This window comes from Amycolatopsis sp. ATCC 39116, assembly GCF_000231075.2.
Taxonomy (GTDB): domain Bacteria; phylum Actinomycetota; class Actinomycetes; order Mycobacteriales; family Pseudonocardiaceae; genus Amycolatopsis_E; species Amycolatopsis_E tucumanensis.
This window is the reverse complement of record NZ_AFWY03000042.1, coordinates 1-22,856: the sequence shown is the minus strand read 5'-3', so window position 1 is coordinate 22,856 and position 22,856 is coordinate 1. Positions and strand designations below refer to the sequence as shown.

Genomic DNA, 22,856 nt, shown 5'->3' with positions numbered 1-22,856 from the left:
GCACAATCGGCGCCATGGCCGATCGGGACCGCGACGCCGAGGGCAAGCCGCGAAACGCCCGCCCGCGCGACGGGCTGGGGCGGCCGCTGCCGTACGGGACGCCGGGGGTGGAGCGCCAGCCGGAGGGCATCGCGCGCACCCCGGCGGAGACGGTGGAGGAGGCCCAGCGCCTGCTGGACGCCGGCAGACCGTTCCACGCGCACGAGGTGTTCGAGGACGCGTGGAAGTCCTCCGACGGCCCGGACCGCGGGTTGTGGAAGGGACTGGCGCAGCTGGCGGTCGGACTGACGCATGCCGCACGCGGCAACGCGAAGGGCGCGGTGTCGCTGCTGAGACGCGGCGCCACGGCGATCGAGCCCTACGCGGCGGAGTCCCCGCACGGGATCGACGTGGCCGGGCTGGTGGCGTGGGCCCGGGAAGGCGCGGAGGCGCCGGAGAACCTCCGCACCCCGCGGCTGAGCTGACGCGCGGCAGCGAACCCACCGCGTCCGGCCGACACGCCGCCACCGGCGGCCAAGGCGGCGCTACCGGCGGCCAAGGCGGCGCCACCGGCGGCCAAGGCACCACCGTGCCCGCTCGACATGCCGCCCCGGCGGCCAGCACGGCGCCACCGGCGGCCAACACGGCGCCACCGGCGGCCAAGGCATCACCGTGCCCGCCCGGCACGCCGCCCCGGCGGCCAGCACAGCGCCACCGGCGGCGGACGCCGCGCGCGCCGTGTTCGCCGCTCCGGGTGCCGTGTTTGCCGTCCCGGTTGCCGTGTCGGCCGACCGTCGGATTCAGACAACCTTGCGGGACGCCTCCAGGTTCGCGGCGAGGTTGTTCAGCGTGCGGGCCTGCGCCACGTAGTCCATCGACGAGAACTCCCACGGGAACACCTGCCCGGCGGCGGCCGCCGGCGTGCGGGCGAACGTGGCCTGCTGCATGAGCGTGTCCTTGTCCATCGCGCGCAGCGAGTACAGCACCACGTCGGCCGGGTACTTGCCGATGTTCTCCCAGCTGACCTGCTCCCAGTAGTACTTCGAGCCGCCCGGGTCGGGGTAGGTCAGGCCGAGCTCGGTGTAGCTGCGCAGCGCCGGGTCGTCGGCTGCCTTGCAGATGTAGACGCCGTCGCCGGGGTAGGCGGCGACCGCCATCACGGTGAGGCCCTTGCCGGTGGCGTTCTTGAACCGGGTGCGGGCGGTCTCGTAGGCCTGCTTGGCGTCCGCGGCCGGCTCGGTGCCCAGCGCCTTGACCAGCTCCACGGTCCGGTCGACGACGTTGGTGGCGGAGCCGGCCATCTTCAGCGCGACGATCGGCGCGATCTCGGCGACGGCCTGCTGCTGGGTGACGTCCTTGAACCCGTACAGCGGCTGGGTCGGGTCGATCTTGCCCGTGCTGTCCACGGGGTAGGCGTGGGTGAGGATCAGGTCCGGCTTGGCGGCGGCGAGTGCCTCGATGTCGATCTCGCCGTAGGTGCGGCCGACCTCCTTGACCTGGCTGAGGTCGCGGCCGGTGAAGTTCACGTCGTCGGCGAGGCCGGTGTAGCCGAACGAGGCGACCGGCGTGATGCCGTAGTTCCACAGGGACGCGATGGCGTCGTTGAGGCCGGCGATGCGCGTCGGGCGGGCGTCGAGGTCGACCTTGGTGCCCAGGTCGTCGGTGAAGGACCAGGCGCCGCCGCCGCTCGCGGCCGAGTCCGATCCGCTCGAACCGCACGCGGCGAGCAGTCCGGTCGCGGCCACGGCCAGGCTGCCGGTGAGGAAGGTCCGGCGGGTCGCTGTCATGGGGTCACCTTTCTTCGGGGTCAACGTCGTCGGAGGAGGAGCCAGATGAGGTAGGGGGCGCCGATCGCGGCCGTGATCAGGCCGACCGGGACCTCCCAGCTGAACGCGGTGCGGCCGAGCAGGTCGGAGGCCTGGACGAGCAGGGCGCCGCCGAGCGCGGACGCGACCAGCGGCGGCCGGGATCCGCCGGTGAGGCGCAGCATGATCTGCGGGGTGACCAGCGCGACGAAGCCGACCGGCCCGGCGGCGGCGACCGCGGCCGCGGTGAGCCCGACGGCCACGCCGATCGTGCCCAGCCGGGACGCCTGGATGCGCACGCCCAGCCCGGCGGCCGCGTCGTCGCCGAGCTGGGTGACGGCGAGGGTGCGGGGCAGCGTGAGCGCGGCCGGGATGAGCAGCGCGGCGAGGATGAGCAGGGGGATCGCCTGGTCCCAGCTGACGGCGCTGATCGAGCCGACGAGCCACACCGTGGCCTGCGCGGCGCTGTTGATGCTGGCGAGGATGAGGAGCCAGCTGGTGAGCGCCGTGAGGACGGCGCCGCAGCCGATGCCGACCAGCACCAGCCGGAAGCCGTCGACGCCGTGGCGCCAGGAGAAGCCGTAGACGGCCGCGGCGGCGACGAGACCCCCGACGAGCGCGGCCACGGGCACGCCGATGGTGGTGATCCCGCTGGCGAGGCTGTAGACGCCGCCCCCGAAGACGATCACTGCGACCGCGGCCGCGGAGGCGCCCCCGGTGACGCCGAGGATGTCCGGGGTGGCGAGCGGGTTGCGGGAGATGGTCTGGGTGAGGGCCCCGGCCATGGCGAGGCACGCGCCGGCCAGGCACCCGGTGACCGCCCGCGGGACGCGGAGGTCGAACAGGATGTGCCGGTCGATGCGGTGCCCGCCGCCGGTGAGCAGCTCGGGCAGCCGGCCGAGCGGGATGGGGTACTCGCCGATGGTCACGCCCACCGCGGTGACCAGTAGGAGAGCCACGAGCACGACGAGGTAGACGGTGGCCGCGCGGGTGTTCCACCGCACGCCGAGGGTGGTGGTCATGCGTGCCCGCCTCCGCGGGTGACGAGGCCCGCCGAACGGGCTGCGTGGGGGCGATCGGAAGCGGACCAGCACGTGGGTGCGGTGCTGTGATGCGGACGGCGTGCGAAGACGCCGCTGCCGAGGATGGGCGGCGTGATGCTGGCTGGGGGTTGCGCCGCTGCGGCCGCGGTCGGGTGGCCGGCGGGCGGTGTGGCACTGGCTGCGACTGGGTGTCGGGCCGCGCCGATGGGTTGGGTGTGTGGCATCAGAGCTTCACCAGCCTGGTGCGGGCGTCGTGCGAAGGCGCGGCTGCCGAGGATGGGTGGCGTGATGGTGGCTGGGGGTTGCGCCGCGGCTGTGCTCGGATGGCCGGCGGGCGCGGTGGCACCGGCCGCGCGGGCGGGGCGTTGGTGTGGCATCAGAGCTTCACCAGCCGGGTGCGGCGGGCGATCAGCACGAATGCGCCGCCGCCGAGGATGGCCAGCGTGATGCCGGCCGGGATTTCCGCTGGGGCGGCTATCAGGCGGCCCGCGACGTCCGCGAGCAGCAGCAGCACCGCGCCGGCCAGGGCGGCACACGGGAGCAGCCACCGGTGGTCCGGGCCGGTCACGGTGCGCACCACGTGCGGGACGATCAGACCGAGCGCGGCGATCGGCCCGGCGGCGGCAGTCGCGGCGCCGGCCAGCAGCGTCACCGCCGCCAGGCCGACCAGGCGGCTCGCCGCGACCGACTGGCCCAGCCCGCGCGCGGTGTCCTCGCCCAGCGAGACCGCGTTCAGCGCCCGCGTGTTCAGCATCGCCAGCACCAGCCCGGCCACCACGAACGGCAGGATCCCGAGGCTGATGCTCGCGTCGCGGCCGCTGATCGAGCCCACCACCCAGCGGCGGTAGACGTCCAGCGTCGGGTTGTCGCTCAAGATCACCAACGACGTGAAGGTCGACAGCAACGCCATCACGGCCGCCCCGGCCAGCGCCATCGGCACCGGGCTCAGCTGCCGCCCGCTCGACCCGATCGCGAACACCGCGGCCGTCGCGATCAGCGCCCCCGCGAAACCGAACCACACCTGGCCGCCTGGATCGACCACCCTGAGGAACTGCGCGGCCAGCGCCACCGCGAGCGCGGCACCGGCGTTGATGCCGAGCAGACCGGGATCGGCCAGCGGGTTGCGGGTGTGCCCCTGCATGAGGACCCCGGCGGCGCCGAGCGCGACACCGACGAGCACCCCCAGCGCGGTGCGTGGCAGGCGCACGTCACGCACGATCGTCGCCGCCTCGCTGCCGTCGTCGTGCAGCAGCACCTGGACGGCGGTGCCGATGCCGAGGTGGTTGCTGCCCAGGACCAGGCTCAACGCGACGGCGACGACCAACGCCACCAGCAGGGACACCAGGAGCAACAGCCGGCGCGGCGTCGTCCTGGTCACCGAGGGTGACATGATCGCGTTCACGCTGTGCAACTTAGCTTAGCCGAACCTAAGCACGGAAGTGTGACGTTCGTTCAGGTTCTGGACACGCGGTGTACGGGCAGCCGGCTCACGAAGGTCATCCGCCGCTGATGACATGGCCGCATGTGCATGGGTTGCGGAGTTTCCCGACGCGGTTTCCTACAGGCGGCGTCGGTGGCCGGCGCGGTGACGCTCGCACCGGTGGCGTTCGCCGAGGCCGCCGAGGGCCAGGCCGAGACCAAGGTGCTGACCGGCCGGTTCGAGCCGGGCACCGCGGACTTCGTCTACCTGCCGGTGGAGGTACCGGCCGGGGTGAGCCAGCTGTCGGTGGTCTACACCTATGACAAGACGACGGTGCCCAGCGGGACGCCCGGCAACTCGTGTGACATCGGCATCTTCGACAACCGCGGCACCGCTCTCGGCGGCGACGGCTTCCGCGGCTGGTCCGGCGGCTTCCGCGACCGCTTCTCGATCAGCCGCACCGAGGCCACGCCCGGCTACCTGCCCGGTGACGTCACGCCCGGCACCTGGCACATCGTCCTCGGCCCGTACACGATCGCGCCGCAGGGGCTGAACTACCGCGTCGAGGTGACGCTCACCCACGGACCGGCCGGCGCGCCGTACCGCCCGAACTACCCGTCCGAGCGCACCCGCACGCGCGGTCGCCAGTGGTACCGCGGCGACTGCCACCTGCACACCGTGCACTCGGACGGCAAGCGCCTGCCTGCCGAGGTGGCCGCCGGCGCGCGGGAAGCCGGGCTGGACTTCATCACCTCGACCGACCACAACACGTCGTCCTCGCACGGGGTGTGGGGCGAGTTCGCCGGCGACGACCTGCTGATCATGCTCGGCGAGGAGGTCACCACCCGCAACGGCCACTGGCTCGCGCTCGGCTTGCGGCCCGGCCAGTTCGTCGACTGGCGGTACCGGTCCCGCGACGGCGAACTGCCCGAGTACCAGCGTGCGGTGCACCGCTCCGGCGGCCTCTGCGTCGCCGCGCACCCGTACTGCCCGTGGGTCGGGTGCAACTTCAAGTTCGGCTACACCGGCTTCGACGCGGTCGAGGTGTGGAACGGCCCGTGGACGTGGGACGACGACGCCGCCGTGTCCGAATGGGACAACACCCTGGTGGAATCCGTGCGCGGCAAGGGAAGCTGGCTGCCCGCGATGGGCAACAGCGACGCGCACAACCCCGGCCAGACGATCGGCCTGCCGCAGACCGTCGTTCTCGCCGATGCGCTCACCAGGGACGCGATCCTCGACGGGATCAAGGCCGGGCGCAGCTGGATCGCCGAGTCGGCCGCGGTCGACCTGTCACTCGCCGCGACCGGACCGCGCGGCCAGGCCGCCGGGATCGGCGACCGTCTCGCCGTGGCGGCCGGGGACAAGGTCGCCGTGCGGCTGGACGTGTCGGGCGTGCCGAACGGGACCGTGCGGCTGATCACCGACGAGGGTCAGGTGTTCCAGCAGAGCCTTCCCGCTTCGGGTACCGGCAGCGTGACGTGGCTGACCACGCCCGCGGTGTCGGCTTATGTGCGTGCTGAGGTGCGTCACCCCCTTGCTGATGGTTCGGCGGGCGCTCCCGCGTTGTCGGCTGGTCTCAACTTCGGCGCCATGGCGGCGATGACGAACCCGATCTTCCTCGGCCGGGTGTGATGGTGGGGTTGGGCTGTCGGCGAGTTGGGGCGTGTGGGCGGTTCGAGGGCAGGGTGGTGGTGTTCCGGTTCGGGTGTTGGGCAGGGAGTGTGGGGTAGCGCGGTGTTCTGGTTGTTGGTGAGGCTGCCCGGTGTTTTGGGTAGCCGGAGGGTGGGCTCGGTGTTTCTTGGCCGGGTGTGATGGTGGGTTGGGCTGTCGGCGAGTTGATGCGTGTCGCCGGGTGGTGGCCATCCGGCCTTGGCACTGGCAGGAAGTGTTGCCGTATCAAGGTTTTCGGCTCTTGGCGAGGCAGCCCAGCGTCTCTTCGAGCATCACCCCCGGAGCGTCGCGCGGACGGCGTCGATGGTGTCCGCCTCGGCTGGGTCCTTGTCAGGGCGGTAGCGCACCACGCGGGCGAAACGCAGTGCGACACCGCCCGGGTAGCGCGTGCTGACCTGGGCGCCGTCCAGTTCGATCTCGACCACCAGCTCCGGCCGGACGTGCACGGTCCACTTGTCCCTGTGGGTCTCGATCTCCTGGAACGTCCTGGTCTGCCATGCCAGGAGCTCGTCGGTGAGGCCCTTGAACGTCTTGCCCACCATGATCGGCGGGCCGCCGTCCGGGTCGCGTGCGCCGAGGTGCAGGTTCGACAGGTACCCGGTGCGGCGGCCGTGGCCCCACTCCGCGGCGAGGACGACGAGGTCGAGCGTGTGCACCGGCTTCACCTTCAGCCACGCCCGGCCCCGCCGCCCCGCCGCGTACGGCGAGTCGAGCGCTTTCACCATCACGCCCTCGTGCCCGGCGTCGAGGGCGGCCGCGAGGATCGCGTCCGGATCGGACGGTTGCGTCCGCCCCGGGATGAGGTGCTCGCCGGCCACCCGGTGCAGCGCCTCGTTGCGCTCCCGCAACGGCTTGTCGAGCAGGTCCGTGCCGTCCAGGTGCAGGCAGTCGAAGAAGTACGGCTGCAGCAGCAACGCGCGCACCTGCTCCTCGCGCGTGCTGCCGAACCGGCTCATCGTCTCCTGGAACGGCCGTGGCCTGCCGTCGTCGGTCAGCGCGAGCGTCTCCCCGTCGAGCACCACCGACCGGCACGGCAGGGCGCGCACCAGGGACACCAGCTCGCCCACGTGCTGGGTGATCTCGCGCAGCGTTCTCGTGTAGACGTGCACCTCGTCGCCGTCGCGGTGCACCTGTATCCGCGCTCCGTCCATTTTGTACTCGATGATGGCGGACGGGTGCTCGCGCACCGCCTCGTCGAGCGATTCGGCCGGGGACGCCAGCATCGGCCGCAGCGGACGCCCCAGCTCCAGCCCGAAGCCGCCGAGCGCGGCCTCGCCACCGGTGACCGCGGCCGCGGCGGTGACCGGCAGCTGCCCGGACAGCATGAACGCGCGCCGCACCGCTTCGGCGGGCACGTCCGCCGCCGCCGCGATCGCGTCGAGCATCACGCCCTCAAGCGCCCCCTGCCGCAGCTCACCCGTGAGCAGGCGGAAGAGGAACTGCTGTTCGGCTTCGGTGGCGCGGGAGAACAACTCCGTCAGCAGGCCGGCCCGGCGCCTGGCCGACCCGCTGCCCGAAGCGGCTCCCACTTCGCCGAGGACCTCGTCGACCCCGGCCACGGTCAGGTTCGGTTCGTCAGCCGGGCGCGCGCCCAGCTCGGCCAGCGTGCGCCACCCCGTGCCGATCCGGCCCTGGGTGGGCCGTCCGGTCAGGAAGGCGACCACGGCGGGCAGCTCCCGCTCGTCCGCGCGGTTGAGCAGGTCCGCCAGCGTCGCGATCTTCGCCTTGCGCGAGCGGGTGGCCGCTAGCGAGGCGGAGGCTGTGACGACGTCGGCGAGCAACATGCGGACATCATCTCCCGCCCCACCGACAATTTCCGGGGACGCAGGACCAGCGCGACCGCGCCGAGGCAGACGACCAGCCCGAGCAGGCCACGCAGCGTGATCGTGTCGTCGAACATGAGCCAGGCGAGGATCATCGTGGTAGGCGGTGTGAGGTACAGCAGGCCGGACACGGTCGTCACCGAGCTACGACGCAGGACCAGCCAGTAGCAGCCATATCCCCCGAACGTGGAAAACACGACGACCCACCCGACCGCGACCCAGAAGTCCGGAGCCGCCGGCGCGACCAGCTGCCCGGTGGCCGCCGCGATGCCGGTGAACAGCACCGCGCTGGTCACGCACTGCACCACCAGCCCGTCCCAGAGCGGCACGGCCGAGGCCGTCTTGCGTTCGATGAGCGTGGCCGCGACCAGTGCGAGCATCGCCAGGAACGGCAGCGCGTAGGCCAGCGGCGGGGTGCCGGGGCGGCCGGACAGGTTGTCGCCGACCACCAGCGCCACCCCGGCCAGCCCGCCGACCAGCCCGGCCCACCGCAGCGCGCCCGCGCGTTCGCCCAGCACGAACTGGCTCAGCACCACCGCGACGATCGGCTGCAGCGCCGCGATCAGCGCGGACGTCCCGGCGGCCACGCCGAGGTCGGCCGCCGCGTAGACGCAGTACAGGTACGCGCCCTGGGAGAGCACACCGAGACCGGCCTGGATCGCGGCGTCGCGCGGCCGCATCGAGCGCCGCCGGACCACCCACCACACGCCGAGCAGCAGCCCCGCGGCCAGGAACCGCCAGGCCAGGAGGGACACCGCGCCGCCGGACCTGGCGCCCAGCGTCGCGCCGACGAACCCGGAGCTCCAGAACAGGACGAAACCGCTTCCGGCGACGACGTTCCCCCGCATGCACCCTCCCGCGCAGGTATACCGGTCTGTATAGTCCACTGTAGCTATACCGGTCGGTGTACTGTCAAGTCGTGGAGACGGACAAGCCGCTGACCCCGGCCGCCGAACGGATCCTCACGGTCGCCGGGAAACTGTTCTACGACAACGGGATCCACGCGGTCGGTGTGGACACGATCGCCGCCGAGGCCGGGGTCACCAAGAAGACCCTGTACGACCGGTTCGGCTCCAAGGCCGACCTGGTCGCGCTCTACCTGCGCCGCCGGGACGAGCGGTGGCGGGAGCGGGTGCGCTCCTTCGCCGGCTCCCGGACGACTCCGGCCCAGAAGCTGCTCAGGGTGTTCGACGCGCTCGCCGACTGGCTTGACACCGAGAACACGCGCGGCTGCGCGTTCGTCAACGCGCACGCCGAACTGCCGTCGGCCGACCACCCCGGCCGGCAGGTGATCGCGGCGTCGAAGCAGTGGTTGCTGGGCTACCTGCGGGATCTGGCCGTGGACGCGGGCGCGCGGAACCCGGCACGGCTGGCGGAGGCGCTGCTCGTCCTGGTCGAGGGCGCGACGGTCGCGGCGTCGCTGGAGGTCGCGCCGACGGCGGTCGCCACGGCCAAACGCGTCGCGAAGTCGCTGGTGGACGAAGCGACGGCGGCGCAGCACAACTCGGCGTCCCGGCGGTAGGGCGCCGGTCACCGGGATGGCTCTTGCCCCGCCGCGAGGCCGAAACGTACCGTGAGCGGGCCGTGGTGCTCGGGAAGTCCGGTGTGAAACCGGCGCGGCCCTCGCCACTGTGAACGGGAAGTCCCGGCCCGGGACAGCCACTGGACGCGAGTCCGGGAAGGCGGGCCGCGGATGTCGATCCGAAGCCAGGAGACCGGCCACGGCACGTTGGACCATCCACGAGGTGCTGGAAGGCGGTCTCCATGGGGACTTCACCCACCATGTCCTGGCGCAGGCAGGACACCTACCGCACGGGTCTGTTGCTGCTGGCGATCGTCGTGTTGCACGCGGTCGCGTTCGGGATTCTCGCGTTGCTCGTGGTGCCCGGGCACTACGCCGTCGGCGCGCAGGTGTTCGGCTTCGGGCTGGGACTCACGGCGTACACGCTCGGCATGCGGCACGCGTTCGACGCCGACCACATCGCCGCGATCGACAACACCACCCGCAAGCTGATGGCCGAGGGGCAGCGCCCGGTCTCGGTCGGGTTCTGGTTCGCGCTCGGGCACTCCACCGTGGTCGTCGTGCTGGCGGTGCTCGTCGCGATCGGCGCGAAGGGCATCCTGAGCTGGACCGAGGACGGCTCCTCCGCGCACAAGGTGCTCGGCGTGATCTCCACCGGAGCGTCCGGCGGGTTCCTGTACCTGATCGGCATCCTGAACCTGGTCGCGTTGATCGGCATCTGGAAGGTGTGGCGCGAGCTGCGCCGCGGCCGCTTCGACGAGGCCGAGCTGGAGGCGCGGCTCGACTCGCGCGGGTTCGTCAACCGCTTCCTCGGCAGGCTCACCCGCTCGATCCGCCGCCCGGGCCAGATGTACCTGGTCGGGCTGCTGTTCGGCGTCGGATTCGACACCGCGACCGAGGTGCTGCTCCTGGCACTGGCCGGGTCCGGCGCGGCGGCGGGCCTGCCCTGGTACGCGATCCTGTGCCTGCCGCTGCTGTTCGCCGCCGGCATGAGCCTGTTCGACACGCTCGACGGCACGTTCATGAACTTCGCCTACGACTGGGCGTTCGCCAACCCGGTCCGCAAGATCTACTACAACCTCACGATCACCGGCCTGTCCGTCGCGGTGGCGCTGGTCATCGGCACGATCGAGCTGGTCGGTGTGGCCAGGGACGACCTGGGCTGGTCGGGCGCGCTGATCGACTGGATCGCGGACATCGACCTCGACAGCGTCGGCTACATCGTCGTCGGGTTGTTCGTGGTGGTGTGGGCGGCCGCGATCGCGTACTGGCGGCTCGCCAGGGTCGAGCACCGGTGGAGCTCAGCCGAGTGAGGCCGCCCGCCCGTTCGAGCTGAGCGCGGCGGTCAGGTCCTCGCGGGCCCGGAACACGCGGGACCGGATGGTGCCGACCGCGCAGTCGCACACCTCCGCCGCGTCGGCGTAGGACAACCCGATCACCTGCGTGAGCACGAACGCCTCGCGGCGCTCCGGCTCCAGCTCGGCGATCAGCTTGCGCAGCACGACGAGCCGGCCGTGGTCCGGCGTCTGGGCGCCGCTCTGCTCCGCGGTGGCCACCCAGTCGTCGACCTGGCTGGTCTGCGGGCGGCGGCGGGTGCCGCGCAGGTGGTCGGCGGCGACGCGCTTGGCGATCGACAGCAGCCACATCCGGGCGGGCGACCGGCCTGCGAACGACGGCAGGGCGGCGAAGGCGCGCAGGTAGGTCTCCTGCACCAGGTCCTCGGCGACGCCGGGGTTGGACAGGTAGGTCAGCAGGCGGTGCAGCTGCCGTTGGGTGGCGGACACGAAGCGCTCGGCGGCCACCCGATCGCCGCGCGCCGCCAGGAAGGCGTCCCGGGTGATCTCGTCGTCGTCCACGTTCGCGTTCCTCCCAGTGCGGCCTGACGGTGCGGGCCCTGACCGATGACCTTATGGCCTCCGCGGCATCCGGCGTCAAGGAAACATCACAGGTCTGTGAAATCCCAACCGGTCCCAGAATCCGGAGCGGTGAGGGGAACCATCCAGTGCGCGCGGACGACAATGCAAATATGGACTGTGCAACCGCGCGCGAGGCGATCTCCGCCAATCTCGACGGCGAGGACCCCGGGGTGGATCCGGTGGCGCTCGACGAGCACGTCTCGCGCTGCGCGGCCTGTCTGACCTGGCAGGACGAGGCGGCGGCGGTGACGCGCCTGGTGCGCCTCGAGCCGGCCGCCGCGTCGCCGGACGTGTCGGCGCGAGTGCTCGCCCACGCGCCCGCGACCGCCCGGCCGGTGCGGCTCGACTGGCCGCGGCTGGCGCTGGTCCTCACCGCGATCGCCCAGTTGTCCATCGTGGTGTCGCTGTTGTTCGTGCCCCAGCGGATGGCCGACGGGATGGCCGTTCAGCCGGGATCGCACCTCGAACACGAGGCCGCGGCGTTCAACTTCGCCATCGCGATCGCCCTGCTGTGGGCGGCCGCGAAGCCGCGGCAGGCACGCAGCCAGCTGCCGGTCCTGCTCAGCTTCGCCGCGGTGCTCGTCGGGTTGTCCGTGCTGGACCTGGTCGCCGGCCGGGTCGGCTGGGAACGGCTGGCCAGCCACCTGCCGCTGCTGTTCGGCCTGTTCTGCGCGGTGCTGGTGGCGCGCCGCGACGGCCGGCGGCCGTGGCCGGGCAACCGGGCCGGTGCCGAACCGGCGAGCCGCACCAGCACCGGCGAGACCGGCCGGGACCTCGCCGAGCCGTCGGCGCAGTCCCGGAAGTATCAGCCGCCCGCCGCGCGGCGCAACGTGGCCTGATCGATGTCGTCGGTGGCGATCCAGCTGGCCAACAGGCCCAGCGCGCGCTCGGACTCCGAGCCTGGTTCGGCGGTGTAGGTGACGATCGCCTGGTCCGGTTCGTCCGGCAGGCGCAGCGTTTCGTACCGCAGGTGCAGCTCGCCGACCAGCGGGTTGTGGATCCGCTTGTGGCCGTGTGCCTTCTCCCGCACGTGGTGCCCGGCCCACAGGTGGCGGAACAGGTCGCTGCCCAGTGACAGCTCGCCGATCAGCTGGGCCAGGCGCGGATCGCCGGGGCACCGGCCGGCCTCGGCACGCAGGTTCGCCACCAGCTCCTCGCAGACCTGGTCGAACTCGGGGTGCAGGGCGCGTGCCTCGTCCTCGCCGAGGAAGAACAGCTTCGGCAGGTTGCGCTCCTGCGGCGGCAGCGAGCCGAAGTCGAACGCGATCGCGCCGCCCATCGGGTTCCACGCCAGCACGTCGAGGTAGCGGCCGAAGACGAAGGCAGGCACCGACATGGCGTCGAGCAGTTGCTGCACCGCCGGCCGCACCTGCTGCACGGGGCACCGCCCGGCTCGCTTGAGCCGCGGCGACGCGAGGTTGTGCAGGTAGGCGCACTCGTCCGGGGTGAGGCGCAACGCCCTGGCGAGTGAATCGAGCACCTCGTCCGACACGTTCCGCGCGCGGCCCTGCTCCAGGCGGGTCAGGTAGTCGACGCTGATCCCGGCCAGCTGCGCCAGTTCCTCGCGGCGCAGCCCGGCGACCCGTCGCCGCGTCACCCCCTGCGGCAGTCCCACGTCGCGCGGGTCCAGCGCAGCGCGGCGGGCCTTGAGGAACGCTCCGAAATCAGCTCCGTCCACGCCTCCAGTATCCGGATCCGCGCACCCGTTGCCTGGTACTGCCAGACCCAGGTCGAGCGTTGCCTGGTCCCCCTCCTCGTCCGCGGCGAACTTGGACACCACACACCAGAGGAGGAACTCGAAATGCGACGACGGATTCTCGGCGGCACCGGTATCGAGGTCAGCGAGTACACGCTGGGCGCGATGATGTTCGGCGCGTGGGGCAACCGCGACCACGACGAGTCGGTCCGCATGATCCACACGGCGCTCGACGCGGGCATCAACTTCGTCGACACCGCCGACATGTACTCCGACGGCGAGAGCGAGGTGATCGTCGGCAAGGCGCTCAAGGGGCGCCGCGACGACGTCGTCCTCGCGACCAAGGGGCACTTCTACGGCCTGAACAGGCCCGGCAGCAGCTCCCGCCGCTGGCTGACCCGGGCGCTGGACGACAGCCTGCGCCGGCTCGGCGTCGACCACGTCGACCTCTACCAGGTGCACCGCCCCGACCCCAACACCGACATCGACGAGACCCTGTCGGCGCTCTCGGACTTCGTGCGGGCGGGCAAGGTGCGCGCGATCGGGTCGTCGGTCTTCCCGCCCGAGCAGATCGTCGAGGCGCAGTGGGTCGCGGAGCGGCGCGGGCACGTGCGGTTCCGCACCGAGCAGCCGCCGTACTCGATCCTCAACCGGGGCATCGAGGCGCACGTCCTGCCGACCGCGCAGCGCTACGGCATGGGGGTGCTGACCTGGGGACCGCTGTCCGCGGGCTGGCTGTCCGGTCGGTACTCCACACCGTCCGATGTGGACTTGCAGGCCGGCCGGGTCGCGTTGCAGAACCACAAGTTCGACCCGGCCCTGCCCGGGAACGCGGCGAAGCTGGCGGCCACCAACGAGCTGAAGAAGGTCGCCGCCGACCTGGGCCGCCCGCTCACGCACCTGGCGCTCGCGTTCGTGCGGTCGCACCCGGCGGTCACCTCGGCGATCATCGGCCCGCGCACGCCGGAGCAGCTCGCCGACCTGCTGGCAGGCGCGGACCTCGTGCTCGACGACGACGTGCTGGACCGGATCGACGAGATCGTCCCGCCGGGCGTCGACCTCAACCCCGTCGACCCGGACTACACGCCGCCCGCGCTCACGGACAAGTCGCTGCGCCGGCGCTGATCCCTGGTGGAGGCCACCCGCGGCGGGGGTGGCCTCCACCCGATCACTTGCCGCCGCGCGCCATCCGGAGCACGTCGAGGGCCTCGTCGAGCTGGGCCTCGGTGAGCTTGCCCTGCTCGATGTAGCCGCGCTCGACGACCACCTCGCGGATCGTCTTCAGCTCCTTGAGCGCCTGCTTCGCGACCGCGGCCGCCTCTTCGTAGCCGATGTACTTGTTCAGCGGCGTCACGATCGACGGCGAGCCCTCGGCGTAGGCCTTGGTGCGCTCCTCGTTGACGGTGATCCCGGCGATCACCTTGTCGGCCAGCAGGCGGGACACCGCGGCCAGCAGGCGCGCCGACTCCAGCACGTTGCGCGCGATCACCGGCAGGTTCACGTTGAGCTGGAAGTTGCCCTGCGAACCGGCGTAGGCCACCGCCGCGTCGTTGCCGATCACCTGCGCGACCACCTGCAGCGTCGCCTCCGGGATCACCGGGTTGACCTTGCCCGGCATGATCGACGAACCCGGCTGCAGGTCCGGCAGCTGCAGCTCGGCCAGGCCGGTGCGCGGACCGGAGCCGAGCCACCGCAGGTCGTTGGCGATCTTGGCCAGTGACACGGCGACCGTGCGCAGGTGCCCGGAGGTCTCGACCACGCTGTCCTGGCTGGCCTGCGCCTCGAAGTGGTTGCGTGCCTCGGTCAGCGGCAGGCCGGTCACCTTCGCCAGCTCCTCCGCCACCGCGGCGCCGAAGCCCTCCGGCGCGTTCAGGCCGGACCCGACCGCGGTGCCGCCGATGGGCAGCTCGCCCAGCCTGCCCAGGCCGGACTCCAGTCGCTCGATGCCGAACCGGACCTGCGCCGCCCACGCCCCGGCCTCCTGGCCCAGCGTGATCGGCACGGCGTCCATCAGGTGGGTGCGGCCGGACTTGACGATGTCCTGCCACTCCGCGGCGCGGCCCTCGATGGTCTCGGCGAGGTGCTGCAACGCCGGGATCACGTCGGTCAGCACCGCTTCGGTGGCGGCGATGTGGATCGTCGTCGGGAACGTGTCGTTCGACGACTGCGAGGCGTTGACGTGGTCGTTCGGGTGCACGTCGCTGCCCAGCGCGCGGCTCGCCAGGGTCGCGATGACCTCGTTGGCGTTCATGTTCGACGAGGTCCCGGACCCGGTCTGGAACACGTCGATGGGGAAGTGCGCGTCGTGCCTGCCCTCGGCCACCTCGTCGGCCGCCGCCGCGATCGCGTTCGCCAGGTCGCCCTCCAGCACGCCGAACCGGGCGTTGACCCGCGCCGCCGCGGCTTTCAGCAGGCCGAGCGCGCGGATCTGGGCGCGCTCGAGGCCCCGGCCGGAGATCGGGAAGTTCTCGACGGCGCGCTGGGTCTGCGCCCGGTACAGCGCGTCGACGGGCACCTTCACCTCGCCCATCGTGTCGTGTTCGATCCGGTATTCAGGTTCAGCCATAACCCGAGTCTGGCCCTTCCGCCGGGCGCTCGCTCCGTGTGTTTGCGCACCCGGAATGGTTAGATCGGTGGTGACTTGGATCACGGCGGAAGGGCGGCGGCCCATGGCTCTGTCAGTGGACGTCCTGATCGTCGGCGCGGGCCCGACCGGCCTGTTCGCCGCGTACTACGCCGGGTTCCGCGGGTTGTCGACGGCGGTCGTCGACTCGCTGCCGGAAGCCGGCGGGCAGGTCACCGCGATGTACCCGGAGAAGCTGATCTACGACGTCGGCGGGTTCCCCGCCGTGCGCGGCCGCGACCTGGTCAAGGGGCTGGTCGAACAGGCCGCGCCGTGGAACCCGGCCTACCTGCTCGGGCGCAAGGCCGAGGAGCTGCGCCGCGGTGACGACGGTCTGGACGTGGTGCTGGACGGCGGAGAGGTCGTGCACGCGAGGGCCGTGCTGATCACCGCGGGCATCGGCGAGTTCACGCCGCGGCCGTTACCTGCCGGGGACGGCTGGCTCGGCCGGGGGATGGTCCACTTCGTGCCCTCGCTGGACGCGCACGCGGGGCAGGACGTCGTGGTCGTCGGCGGCGGCGACTCGGCGTTCGACTGGGTGCTGGCGCTGCACCCGCTCGCGTCGAGCGTCACGCTGGTGCACCGCCGCGCCAGGTTCCGGGCCGCGGAGTCGATCGTCAACCAGGCCCGTGAACTGGGGGTGCGGATCATCACCGACGCCGAGGTCACCGCCCTGCGCGAGGGGCCGGACGGCGCGCTCGCCGAGGTCGAGGTGCAGGTCAAGGGCGAGGAGCCGGTGGTGCTGCCCGCGCAGGCGGTGGTGGCCGCGCTCGGGTTCACCGCCGACCTCGGGCCCATCGAGAACTGGGGGCTGGACATCCACCAGCGCGCCATCCGGGTCGACTCGACCATGGCGACCGGCGTGGAACGGGTCTTCGCGGCGGGTGACGTGGCCGCTTATCCGGGCAAGGTCAAGCTGATCGCCACCGGGTTCGGCGAGGCCGCGACCGCGATCAACAACATCGCCGTCACCCTCGACCCGGACGCGCACCTGTTCCCGGGGCACTCCAGCAACCTGTGAGTCAGGCGGGCGGCGGTGGTGTGGAGGTCGTCGTCGGGCTGGGGGAGGGGGACGGCGTGGGAGTCGGGGTTGGCGTGGGGCTGGGCGCCGGGGTCGGCGTTGGGCTGGGTGCCGGGGGCGGTGGTGGCGCGGTCTGCTCGGTGATCCACTGCGTGTACGCCAGCGCCGAGGTGTAGATCGACGGCGCGGTCGTGCAGGCCGGATCGTTGTTGCCGGAACGGCTGGTCAGGCCCAGCAGCAGCCACCGGTCACCGGCCCGGACCAGCTCCGGGCCACCCGAATCGCCGTAGCAGGCGCCGGCCGTGCCACCGGGCGAATCGGTGCACAGCTCGGTCGCCGGATCGATGGCCGCGCAGCGGGCCGCGTCGACCAGCGTCGTGTCCAGCTGCTGGAGGTCGATCGGCGCGGCGCCGCAACCCGGAGTCGGGCAGAGCTGGCCCCAGCCCAGCAGCCGCACCGACGTGCCCACCGCGGCCGACGTGCCGAGCCCGACCGGCGCGGCCTGCACCGGGGCGGCCAGGTGGACCAGGGCGATGTCCCCGCCCGGCCCGCTCGGGTTGTAGTTCGGGTGGGTGATGACCCGGTCCGGCTTCGCGACCTCACCGCCCTGAGTGCGGTCGTTGCTGCCGATCCGTGCGGTGAAGGTGCCCGCGGGCTGGTCGTGGACGCAGTGCGCCGCGGTCAGCAGCCACTGCGGCGAGATCAGGGACGCGCCGCAGAAGTGTCTCCCCGCGGTCGTCTGCAGCGACGCGACGAAGGAGTAGGTCTGGTCGGCGGACACGCCGCCGACCAGGTCCGGCCGGGCCGCCGCCGACTGCACCACCCCGGTGACGGCGAGCAGGCAGGCGGCGGCGATCAGCAGGAGGCGTTTCACGGCAGCGGTGGCACCACATCGTCGTCGGGGGCATCGGTCAGGACACCGTCGAAGTCGACGGAGGAGTACGCGCGGAGCTTGGTCAGGCGGTGGTAGCCGTCGATCAGCCGCACCGTGCCCGACTTGGAGCGCATCACGATCGACTGGGTCGTCGCGCCGCCGGAGCGGTAGTGCACGCCGCGCAGCAGGTCGCCGTCGGTGACGCCGGTCGCGCAGAAGAACACGTTGTCGCCGCGCACCAGGTCGTCGGTGGTGAGCACGCGGTCGAGGTCGTGCCCGGCGCCGATCGCCTTCTCGCGCTCGGCGTCGTCCTTCGGCCACAACCGGCCCTGCAGCTCGCCGCCGAGGCACTTCATCGCGCAGGCGGTGATGATGCCCTCCGGCGTGCCGCCGATGCCGAACAGCATGTCGACACCGGTGGTCGGGCGGGCCGCGGCGATCGCGCCCGCCACGTCACCGTCGGAGATGAACCGGATCCGGGCGCCCGCCTCGCGGACCTCCTTGACCAGCTGCTCGTGCCGCGGGCGGTCCAGGATGCACACCGTCACGTCGGAGACCTCGGTGTGCTTGGCCTTCGCGACCCGGCGGATGTTCTCCGCGACCGGCGCGGACAGGTCCACCACGCCCGCGGCCTCCGGGCCGACGGCCAGCTTCTCCATGTAGAAGACCGCCGACGGGTCGAACATCGCGCCGCGCTCGGCGACCGCGAGCACCGCTAGCGCGTTCGGCATGCCCTTGGACATCAGGGTCGTGCCGTCGATCGGGTCCACGGCGACGTCGCAGGCCGGGCCGTCCCCGTTGCCCACCTCTTCGCCGTTGTAGAGCATCGGGGCTTCGTCCTTCTCGCCCTCGCCGATGACGACGACACCGCGCATCGACACGGTCGAGATGAGCTGGCGCATCGCGTCGACGGCCGCGCCGTCGCCCGCGTTCTTGTCGCCCTTGCCGACCCAGCGGCCCGCCGCCATGGCGGCTGCCTCGGTGACGCGCACCAGTTCCATCGCGAGGTTGCGATCCGGCGCTTCTTTGCGTCTGGTCGAGCTCGGGGACTGGGTGCCGCTGGTCATTGCTGCCCTCCAGGGTCGTGCTGGCGCGGGTAACGATTCTCTCAGACTCGCGCGGGCTCGCAGGGCAGCGTCGTGATGGCGAATGTCACCCTTCGTCGCTGGTTTCGTCCTCGACGGACTTGAGCGCGTCCTCGATCCGCTCGCGCGCGCCTTCCAGGTGACGCTCGCACAGCTTGGCGAGGTGCTCGCCCTTCTCCCACAGCGCCAGCGACTGCTCCAGGGACAAACCGCCCGCCTCCAGCTCGCGGACGACCTCGATCAGCTGGTCGCGGGCCTGTTCATAGCCGAGTTCTTCGGTCACCGGGTTGTGCTCCTCGCGGGTCGACGAGCGCACACTACCGCGCTCGCCATCGCGTGGTCGTAACCGGCGAAGGCCGTGGCGAACTCCTGGCCGTCACCCTCGGTGATCGCCAGTTCGATCGACCCCTGCGCCTGCGCGACCCGCCTGCGGTGCGGCGCGCCCTCGTTGAACCACCACTTCACGCCCACGAAGGCCGAGGTCGCTTCCGACAGCTGACGCAGGCGCGCGTCCAGGTCCCAGCGGCCCGGCACGGCGCACCCGGCCAGCAGCGACGCCCAGCAGGCGCCTGCCGCGGCCTCGGCGGCGCCCGCCCGGTCGAGAACGGCCTGCGCCCCGGCCCGGGCCGCGGCGTCCGTGGTGAGCGGGAGGAACGTCGCCCGAGCGGAACGCAGCACTTCCTACTCCCCTGGTTCGGTGGATTTCGCGACCGCGTGCACCGCTCCGTCGACGACGCGCACGCGCAGCGGAGTTCCGTCCGCTACTTCAGAGATGTGCCGGAGCACCTGGAGGTTGCCTGCGTCGTCCCGGTATTGCACGACCGCGTACCCGCGTTCGAGGGTCGCGGCCGGTCCGAGCGCGGTCAGCTTGCCGCGCGCGCCGGAGATGGCGGCCTGCTCGTGCGAGACCAGGTTGAGCACCGCGCGGCGGCCGCGTTCCCGGTGCAGGTCCACCTCGTCGGCGCGCCGGTTGATCGGGCCGAGCGGATCGGCCAGTACGGGGCGGCTGCGCAGCTGGTCGAGCAGGCGGCACTGGGTGTCCACCCAGCCGTGCAGCGCGCGGCGGGCCCGGTCGCGCATCTGCCGGACCCGCTCGGTCTCCTCCTTGACGTCCGGCACGACGCGCTTGCCCGCGTCGGTCGGGGTCGAGCAGCGCACGTCGGCGACGTGGTCGAGCAGCGGCGTGTCCGGCTCGTGGCCGATCGCGCTGACCACCGGGGTCCGCGCGGCGGCGACCGCTCGGCACAGGGTTTCGTCGGAGAACGGCAGCAGGTCCTCGACGCTGCCGCCACCCCGCGCGATGACGATGACCTCGACGGACGGGTCGGCGTCGAGCATCTTCAGCGCCTTGACGATCTGCGGCACCGCCTGCACGCCCTGCACGGCGGTGTTGACCACCTGGAACGGCGCGGCCGGCCACCGGGCGTGCGCGTTGACCAGCACGTCCCGTTCGGCGGCCGACGCGCGGCCGGTGATCAGGCCGATGCCCTTGGGCAGGAACGGGAGGCGGCGCTTGCGTTCTTTGGCGAACAGGCCCTCGGCGGCGAGGAGGCGGCGCAGCCGTTCGATGCGGGCGAGCAGCTCACCGATGCCGACCGCGCGGATCTCGGTCGCGCGCAGCGAGATCGTGCCGCGGCCCAGGTAGAAGGTCGGTTTGGCGTAGACGACGACGCTGGCGCCGTCCCGCAGCGGCGGTTCGATGCCGCGCAGCAAGCCGGTCGGGCAGGTGACGGTCATGGAGACGTCGGCGGCCGGGTCGCGCAGGGTGAGGAACGCGGTCTGGGTGCCGGGGCGGGCGTTGATCTGGGTGACCTGGCCCTCGACCCAGACCGAGCCGAGCCGGTTGATCCACTCGGCGATCTTGCGCGCGACGGTGCGGACCGGCCACGGGTTCTCCGCGGAGGTGGGTTCGGCGCTCACTCCGCCTCGGTGTCCCCGGTGGCGTTGGCGCGCTGCACGTTGGTGATGCGGCGGGCCAGCATGCCGACGAACTGCGCGCGGTTCTCGTGGGCGCGCTCGTACTCCAGCAGCTCTTCGAGCTCTTCGAGGGAGAAGCGGCGCAGGCGGGCGCGCAGCTGCGGCAGGGTGAGCTCGTCGTAGTTGGACAGGCCGAGCGGACCTTCGCCGGTGCCGGCCGGGCTGTCGAACTCGCCCTCGACGTGCTCCTCGCCCAGCGCGCGTTCCTCCTGTTCCCAGGGGCTGTCGCCGACGTCGGCGAGCACCGCGTCCGGGCGGTGGCCGTTGCGGTCGGCGCGCGGCTGTTCGGTCGGCTGGTCGGCGGGCAGGTCCTCGTCGAAGGTGGCCCAGCTCGGGGCGTCCTCGACGGGGCGCAGCGAGGCGAGGGCGTCGTCGCCGCGGATGGCCAGCTCGGTGACGTGCTGCTGCATCCGCATGGAGAACTGGAGCACGCCGGAGATCACCGTGACGGGCAGGCCGAGCAGGGTCTTCGGCAGGTCGCGGGCGCGTTCGGCGGCGGTGACGGCCAGGCCCGCCGCGACGCGGAGGGGAAGCGGGAGTGGCTTCATGGGTACAGCGTGCCGCACCTTGACGGTTCAGCCCAACCGGCGCGGCGTGGCGACGTGACGGGATGCACACAATTCGGGCGAGGGGTGCCCGGTGGGGGCGGGGTTCGCCTGCCGGGCGGCCCGTACCCTGGACGTATGACTGCTGTCTCCGAGCCCGTCAAGCGTGTGTTGCTGGCCAAGCCGCGTGGCTACTGCGCCGGCGTCGACCGCGCCGTGGTCGCCGTGGAGAAGGCCCTGGAGCTGTACGGGCCGCCGGTGTACGTGCGCAAGGAGATCGTGCACAACCGGCACGTGGTCGAGTCGCTGCGGGAGCGCGGGGTCATCTTCGTCGAGGAGACGTCGGAGGTGCCCGAGGGCGAGCTCGTCGTGTTCTCGGCGCACGGGGTGTCGCCGGCCGTGCGCGCGGAGGCGGAGGAGCGCAACCTGCGCACCATCGACGCGACGTGCCCGCTGGTGACGAAGGTGCACAAAGAGGTCAACCGGTTCGCGCGTGAGGACTACGACATCCTGCTGATCGGCCACGAGGGCCACGAGGAGGTCGAGGGCACCGCCGGCGAGGCGCCGACGCACGTGCAGCTGGTGGACACGGCCGAGGACGCGGCGAAGGTCGAGGTGCGGGACCCGTCGAAGGTCGTGTGGCTGTCGCAGACCACGCTGAGCGTCGACGAGACGATGGAGCGCGTCGACCAGCTGAAGGGCCGCTTCCCGAACCTGGCGGACCCGCCCAGCGACGACATTTGTTATGCGACGTCCAACCGGCAGACCGCGGTGAAGGCGATGGCGGCGGAGTGCGACCTCGTGCTGGTGGTCGGGTCGAAGAACTCGTCGAACTCCCAGCGGCTCGTGGAGGTCGCGAAGCAGGCCGGCGCCAGGGACGCGCACCTGATCGACTTCGCCCGCGAGGTCGACGAGAAGTGGCTGGAAGGCGTGACGACGGTCGGCGTGACGAGTGGCGCGTCGGTGCCGGACGTGCTGGTGATGGACCTGCTGGCGTGGCTGTCCGAGCGCGGCTGGGGCGAGGTGCAGGAAGTGACGACCGCGAACGAGAAGATCGCCTTCGCGCTCCCCCGAGAGCTGCGAAGCGTCTGACCACGCCGGCCGGTGGTGTCGGTCGGATTCGGCGGGCGGCGGTTGGTCGGTTCCGGGACAAGCCCTGTCCTGGAACTGCCTCTTGCCCTGCGCCCGCAACCCTGAACCGCCGAGGTTGTTGAAGGCGGCTAGGTCCCTGCCCAGCTCGGCGCGCTGCGTCTGGCCGAACTGTGCGCACCTTTTGCTCGGGTACTGACTTCTCAGCGCTGCGGCACCGATTCCACAGCCCCGACGCCAATCCCGCTGAAGTCCGCCCTAGTCCCGCTGCAGCCCACGCTTGTCCCCGCTGCAGCCTCGACGTCCGTCGGCTCCATGGCCCAGGCGCTCGTCTCACCGGAGCCCGGCGCGGTCGCCTCAACGTCAGCACGCCGTGATCTGGCGCTTCGCAGGAGCCCGGCCCCCGTTACCTTTTTCGTGGTTCCTGATCAAGGAGCTGTGGTCGCCAGGTTCGGTATGACTGATGCCCCCAGTCGAGGTCATGATCCGGGGGGTGGTGTCGCCGGGCCTGGTGGCATCGAGGGACCGCTGAATAGGGACACGGCCACCGCTGGGTAGGTCTCGTCGTAACGTGGGTGCCGGCCATCGATGCCCTGACCGGTGACCACCCGCGACGGACGAAAGACACTGTGCATGACCAGCAGTTATGGCGTGTTCCTCGGTCTGGATGTCGGCAAAGGCAACCATCACGCCGTGGGGCTGGACCCGACCGGCAAGCGGCTGCACGACGGGCCGCTGCCCAACACCGAAGCCAAGTTGCAGGC

Annotated in this window: 23 protein-coding genes and 1 riboswitch; of the genes, 9 read left to right on the top strand and 14 right to left on the bottom strand. The window is 71.9% G+C overall.

Features of this window, described 5'->3' with window-relative positions; translation table 11 throughout:
* The first annotated feature begins 14 nt into the window (after positions 1 to 14).
* Positions 15 to 464 carry a DUF309 domain-containing protein gene (locus AMY39116_RS0330870; protein ID WP_027936358.1) on the top strand — a complete coding sequence of 150 codons (450 nt, stop codon included), beginning with the start codon at positions 15 to 17 and terminating at the stop codon, positions 462 to 464.
* 315 nt (positions 465 to 779) lie between these two features.
* Here the strand turns inward: AMY39116_RS0330870 and AMY39116_RS0330865 are convergent, their stop codons facing one another.
* From AMY39116_RS0330865 to AMY39116_RS0330855, 3 genes are all read right to left on the bottom strand, one after another.
* The gene (locus tag AMY39116_RS0330865) at positions 780 to 1,766 is read right to left on the bottom strand and encodes an ABC transporter substrate-binding protein (RefSeq protein ID WP_020421470.1); all 987 of its coding nucleotides are present in this window, start codon (positions 1,764 to 1,766) and stop codon (positions 780 to 782) included.
* Between the two features lie 20 nt (positions 1,767 to 1,786).
* The gene (locus tag AMY39116_RS0330860; RefSeq protein ID WP_020421469.1) at positions 1,787 to 2,806 is read right to left on the bottom strand and encodes an iron chelate uptake ABC transporter family permease subunit; all 1,020 of its coding nucleotides are present in this window, start codon (positions 2,804 to 2,806) and stop codon (positions 1,787 to 1,789) included.
* A gap of 397 nt (positions 2,807 to 3,203) precedes the next feature.
* Positions 3,204 to 4,229, bottom strand: coding sequence for an iron ABC transporter permease (locus AMY39116_RS0330855; protein WP_020421468.1), 1,026 nt, complete (start codon positions 4,227 to 4,229; stop codon positions 3,204 to 3,206).
* Positions 4,230 to 4,355: 126 nt separating this feature from the next.
* On the opposite strand from AMY39116_RS0330855, the gene AMY39116_RS0330850 reads away from it, so the two are divergent.
* Positions 4,356 to 5,882, top strand: coding sequence for a CehA/McbA family metallohydrolase (locus AMY39116_RS0330850; protein WP_039791854.1), 1,527 nt, complete (start codon positions 4,356 to 4,358; stop codon positions 5,880 to 5,882).
* Positions 5,883 to 6,193: 311 nt separating this feature from the next.
* Here AMY39116_RS0330850 and AMY39116_RS0330845 read toward each other — a convergent pair whose 3' ends face one another.
* On the bottom strand, positions 6,194 to 7,705 hold the full coding sequence (locus AMY39116_RS0330845; protein ID WP_020421466.1) for an ATP-dependent DNA ligase: 1,512 nt from the start codon (positions 7,703 to 7,705) through the stop codon (positions 6,194 to 6,196).
* A complete protein-coding gene (locus AMY39116_RS0330840) occupies positions 7,666 to 8,592 on the bottom strand; it encodes a DMT family transporter (RefSeq protein ID WP_020421465.1) in 927 nt (308 codons plus the stop codon). Before AMY39116_RS0330840 ends, AMY39116_RS0330845 begins: the two co-directional genes overlap by 40 nt.
* Positions 8,593 to 8,663: 71 nt before the next feature.
* Between AMY39116_RS0330840 and AMY39116_RS0330835 the strand changes: the two genes are divergently transcribed.
* Positions 8,664 to 9,266 carry a TetR/AcrR family transcriptional regulator gene (locus AMY39116_RS0330835; RefSeq protein ID WP_020421464.1) on the top strand — a complete coding sequence of 201 codons (603 nt, stop codon included), beginning with the start codon at positions 8,664 to 8,666 and terminating at the stop codon, positions 9,264 to 9,266.
* A gap of 46 nt (positions 9,267 to 9,312) precedes the next feature.
* Positions 9,313 to 9,483, top strand: a riboswitch (cobalamin riboswitch).
* A 43-nt stretch (positions 9,484 to 9,526) separates the two neighbouring features.
* Positions 9,527 to 10,579, top strand: coding sequence for a HoxN/HupN/NixA family nickel/cobalt transporter (locus AMY39116_RS0330830; protein ID WP_020421463.1), 1,053 nt, complete (start codon positions 9,527 to 9,529; stop codon positions 10,577 to 10,579).
* Here AMY39116_RS0330830 and AMY39116_RS0330825 read toward each other — a convergent pair.
* Positions 10,568 to 11,122: a sigma-70 family RNA polymerase sigma factor gene (locus AMY39116_RS0330825; RefSeq protein ID WP_020421462.1), complete on the bottom strand. Its 555-nt coding sequence runs from the start codon at positions 11,120 to 11,122 to the stop codon at positions 10,568 to 10,570. The two genes, AMY39116_RS0330830 and AMY39116_RS0330825, sit on opposite strands and share 12 nt — an antisense overlap.
* Positions 11,123 to 11,292: 170 nt before the next feature.
* Here AMY39116_RS0330825 and AMY39116_RS0330820 point away from each other — a divergent pair, with 170 nt between their 5' ends.
* On the top strand, positions 11,293 to 12,021 hold the full coding sequence (locus AMY39116_RS0330820; protein WP_020421461.1) for a zf-HC2 domain-containing protein: 729 nt from the start codon (positions 11,293 to 11,295) through the stop codon (positions 12,019 to 12,021).
* Here the strand turns inward: AMY39116_RS0330820 and AMY39116_RS0330815 are convergent.
* Positions 11,988 to 12,860: a helix-turn-helix domain-containing protein gene (locus AMY39116_RS0330815; protein WP_020421460.1), complete on the bottom strand. Its 873-nt coding sequence runs from the start codon at positions 12,858 to 12,860 to the stop codon at positions 11,988 to 11,990. The genes AMY39116_RS0330820 and AMY39116_RS0330815 overlap by 34 nt on opposite strands.
* Before the next feature lie 123 nt (positions 12,861 to 12,983).
* On the opposite strand from AMY39116_RS0330815, the gene AMY39116_RS0330810 reads away from it, so the two are divergent.
* Positions 12,984 to 14,003, top strand: coding sequence for an aldo/keto reductase (locus tag AMY39116_RS0330810; RefSeq protein WP_020421459.1), 1,020 nt, complete (start codon positions 12,984 to 12,986; stop codon positions 14,001 to 14,003).
* A 43-nt stretch (positions 14,004 to 14,046) separates the two neighbouring features.
* Here AMY39116_RS0330810 and AMY39116_RS0330805 read toward each other — a convergent pair whose 3' ends face one another.
* Positions 14,047 to 15,444: a class II fumarate hydratase gene (locus tag AMY39116_RS0330805; RefSeq protein WP_020421458.1), complete on the bottom strand. Its 1,398-nt coding sequence runs from the start codon at positions 15,442 to 15,444 to the stop codon at positions 14,047 to 14,049.
* Between the two features lie 103 nt (positions 15,445 to 15,547).
* On the opposite strand from AMY39116_RS0330805, the gene AMY39116_RS0330800 reads away from it, so the two are divergent.
* Entirely contained in the window at positions 15,548 to 16,522 is a 975-nt protein-coding gene (locus tag AMY39116_RS0330800; RefSeq protein WP_039791853.1) for an NAD(P)/FAD-dependent oxidoreductase, read from the top strand.
* A gap of 1 nt (position 16,523) precedes the next feature.
* Here the strand turns inward: AMY39116_RS0330800 and AMY39116_RS43905 are convergent, their stop codons facing one another.
* From AMY39116_RS43905 to AMY39116_RS0330770, 6 genes are all read right to left on the bottom strand, one after another.
* A complete protein-coding gene (locus AMY39116_RS43905; RefSeq protein WP_020421456.1) occupies positions 16,524 to 17,396 on the bottom strand; it encodes a trypsin-like serine protease in 873 nt (290 codons plus the stop codon).
* Positions 17,393 to 18,463 carry a class II fructose-bisphosphatase gene (glpX, locus tag AMY39116_RS0330790; RefSeq protein ID WP_027934110.1) on the bottom strand — a complete coding sequence of 357 codons (1,071 nt, stop codon included), beginning with the start codon at positions 18,461 to 18,463 and terminating at the stop codon, positions 17,393 to 17,395. The genes AMY39116_RS43905 and glpX overlap by 4 nt, the downstream gene beginning before the upstream one ends.
* Positions 18,464 to 18,548: 85 nt before the next feature.
* Positions 18,549 to 18,764, bottom strand: coding sequence for an exodeoxyribonuclease VII small subunit (locus AMY39116_RS0330785; protein ID WP_020421454.1), 216 nt, complete (start codon positions 18,762 to 18,764; stop codon positions 18,549 to 18,551).
* Positions 18,761 to 19,159, bottom strand: a complete 399-nt coding sequence (locus AMY39116_RS0330780) for a hypothetical protein (RefSeq protein WP_020421453.1) — start codon at positions 19,157 to 19,159, stop codon at positions 18,761 to 18,763. The genes AMY39116_RS0330785 and AMY39116_RS0330780 overlap by 4 nt, the downstream gene beginning before the upstream one ends.
* A gap of 3 nt (positions 19,160 to 19,162) precedes the next feature.
* The gene (gene xseA / locus AMY39116_RS0330775) at positions 19,163 to 20,401 is read right to left on the bottom strand and encodes an exodeoxyribonuclease VII large subunit (protein WP_020421452.1); all 1,239 of its coding nucleotides are present in this window, start codon (positions 20,399 to 20,401) and stop codon (positions 19,163 to 19,165) included.
* Positions 20,398 to 21,006, bottom strand: coding sequence for a lipid droplet-associated protein (locus tag AMY39116_RS0330770; RefSeq protein WP_020421451.1), 609 nt, complete (start codon positions 21,004 to 21,006; stop codon positions 20,398 to 20,400). The genes xseA and AMY39116_RS0330770 overlap by 4 nt, the downstream gene beginning before the upstream one ends.
* Positions 21,007 to 21,141: 135 nt before the next feature.
* On the opposite strand from AMY39116_RS0330770, the gene AMY39116_RS0330765 reads away from it, so the two are divergent.
* Both AMY39116_RS0330765 and AMY39116_RS46390 read left to right on the top strand, forming a co-directional pair.
* Positions 21,142 to 22,095, top strand: a complete 954-nt coding sequence (locus AMY39116_RS0330765; protein ID WP_039791852.1) for a 4-hydroxy-3-methylbut-2-enyl diphosphate reductase — start codon at positions 21,142 to 21,144, stop codon at positions 22,093 to 22,095.
* Positions 22,096 to 22,725: 630 nt separating this feature from the next.
* Positions 22,726 to 22,856: transposase (locus AMY39116_RS46390; RefSeq protein WP_157358752.1), on the top strand; the 131-nt coding region annotated here is incomplete at its 3' end.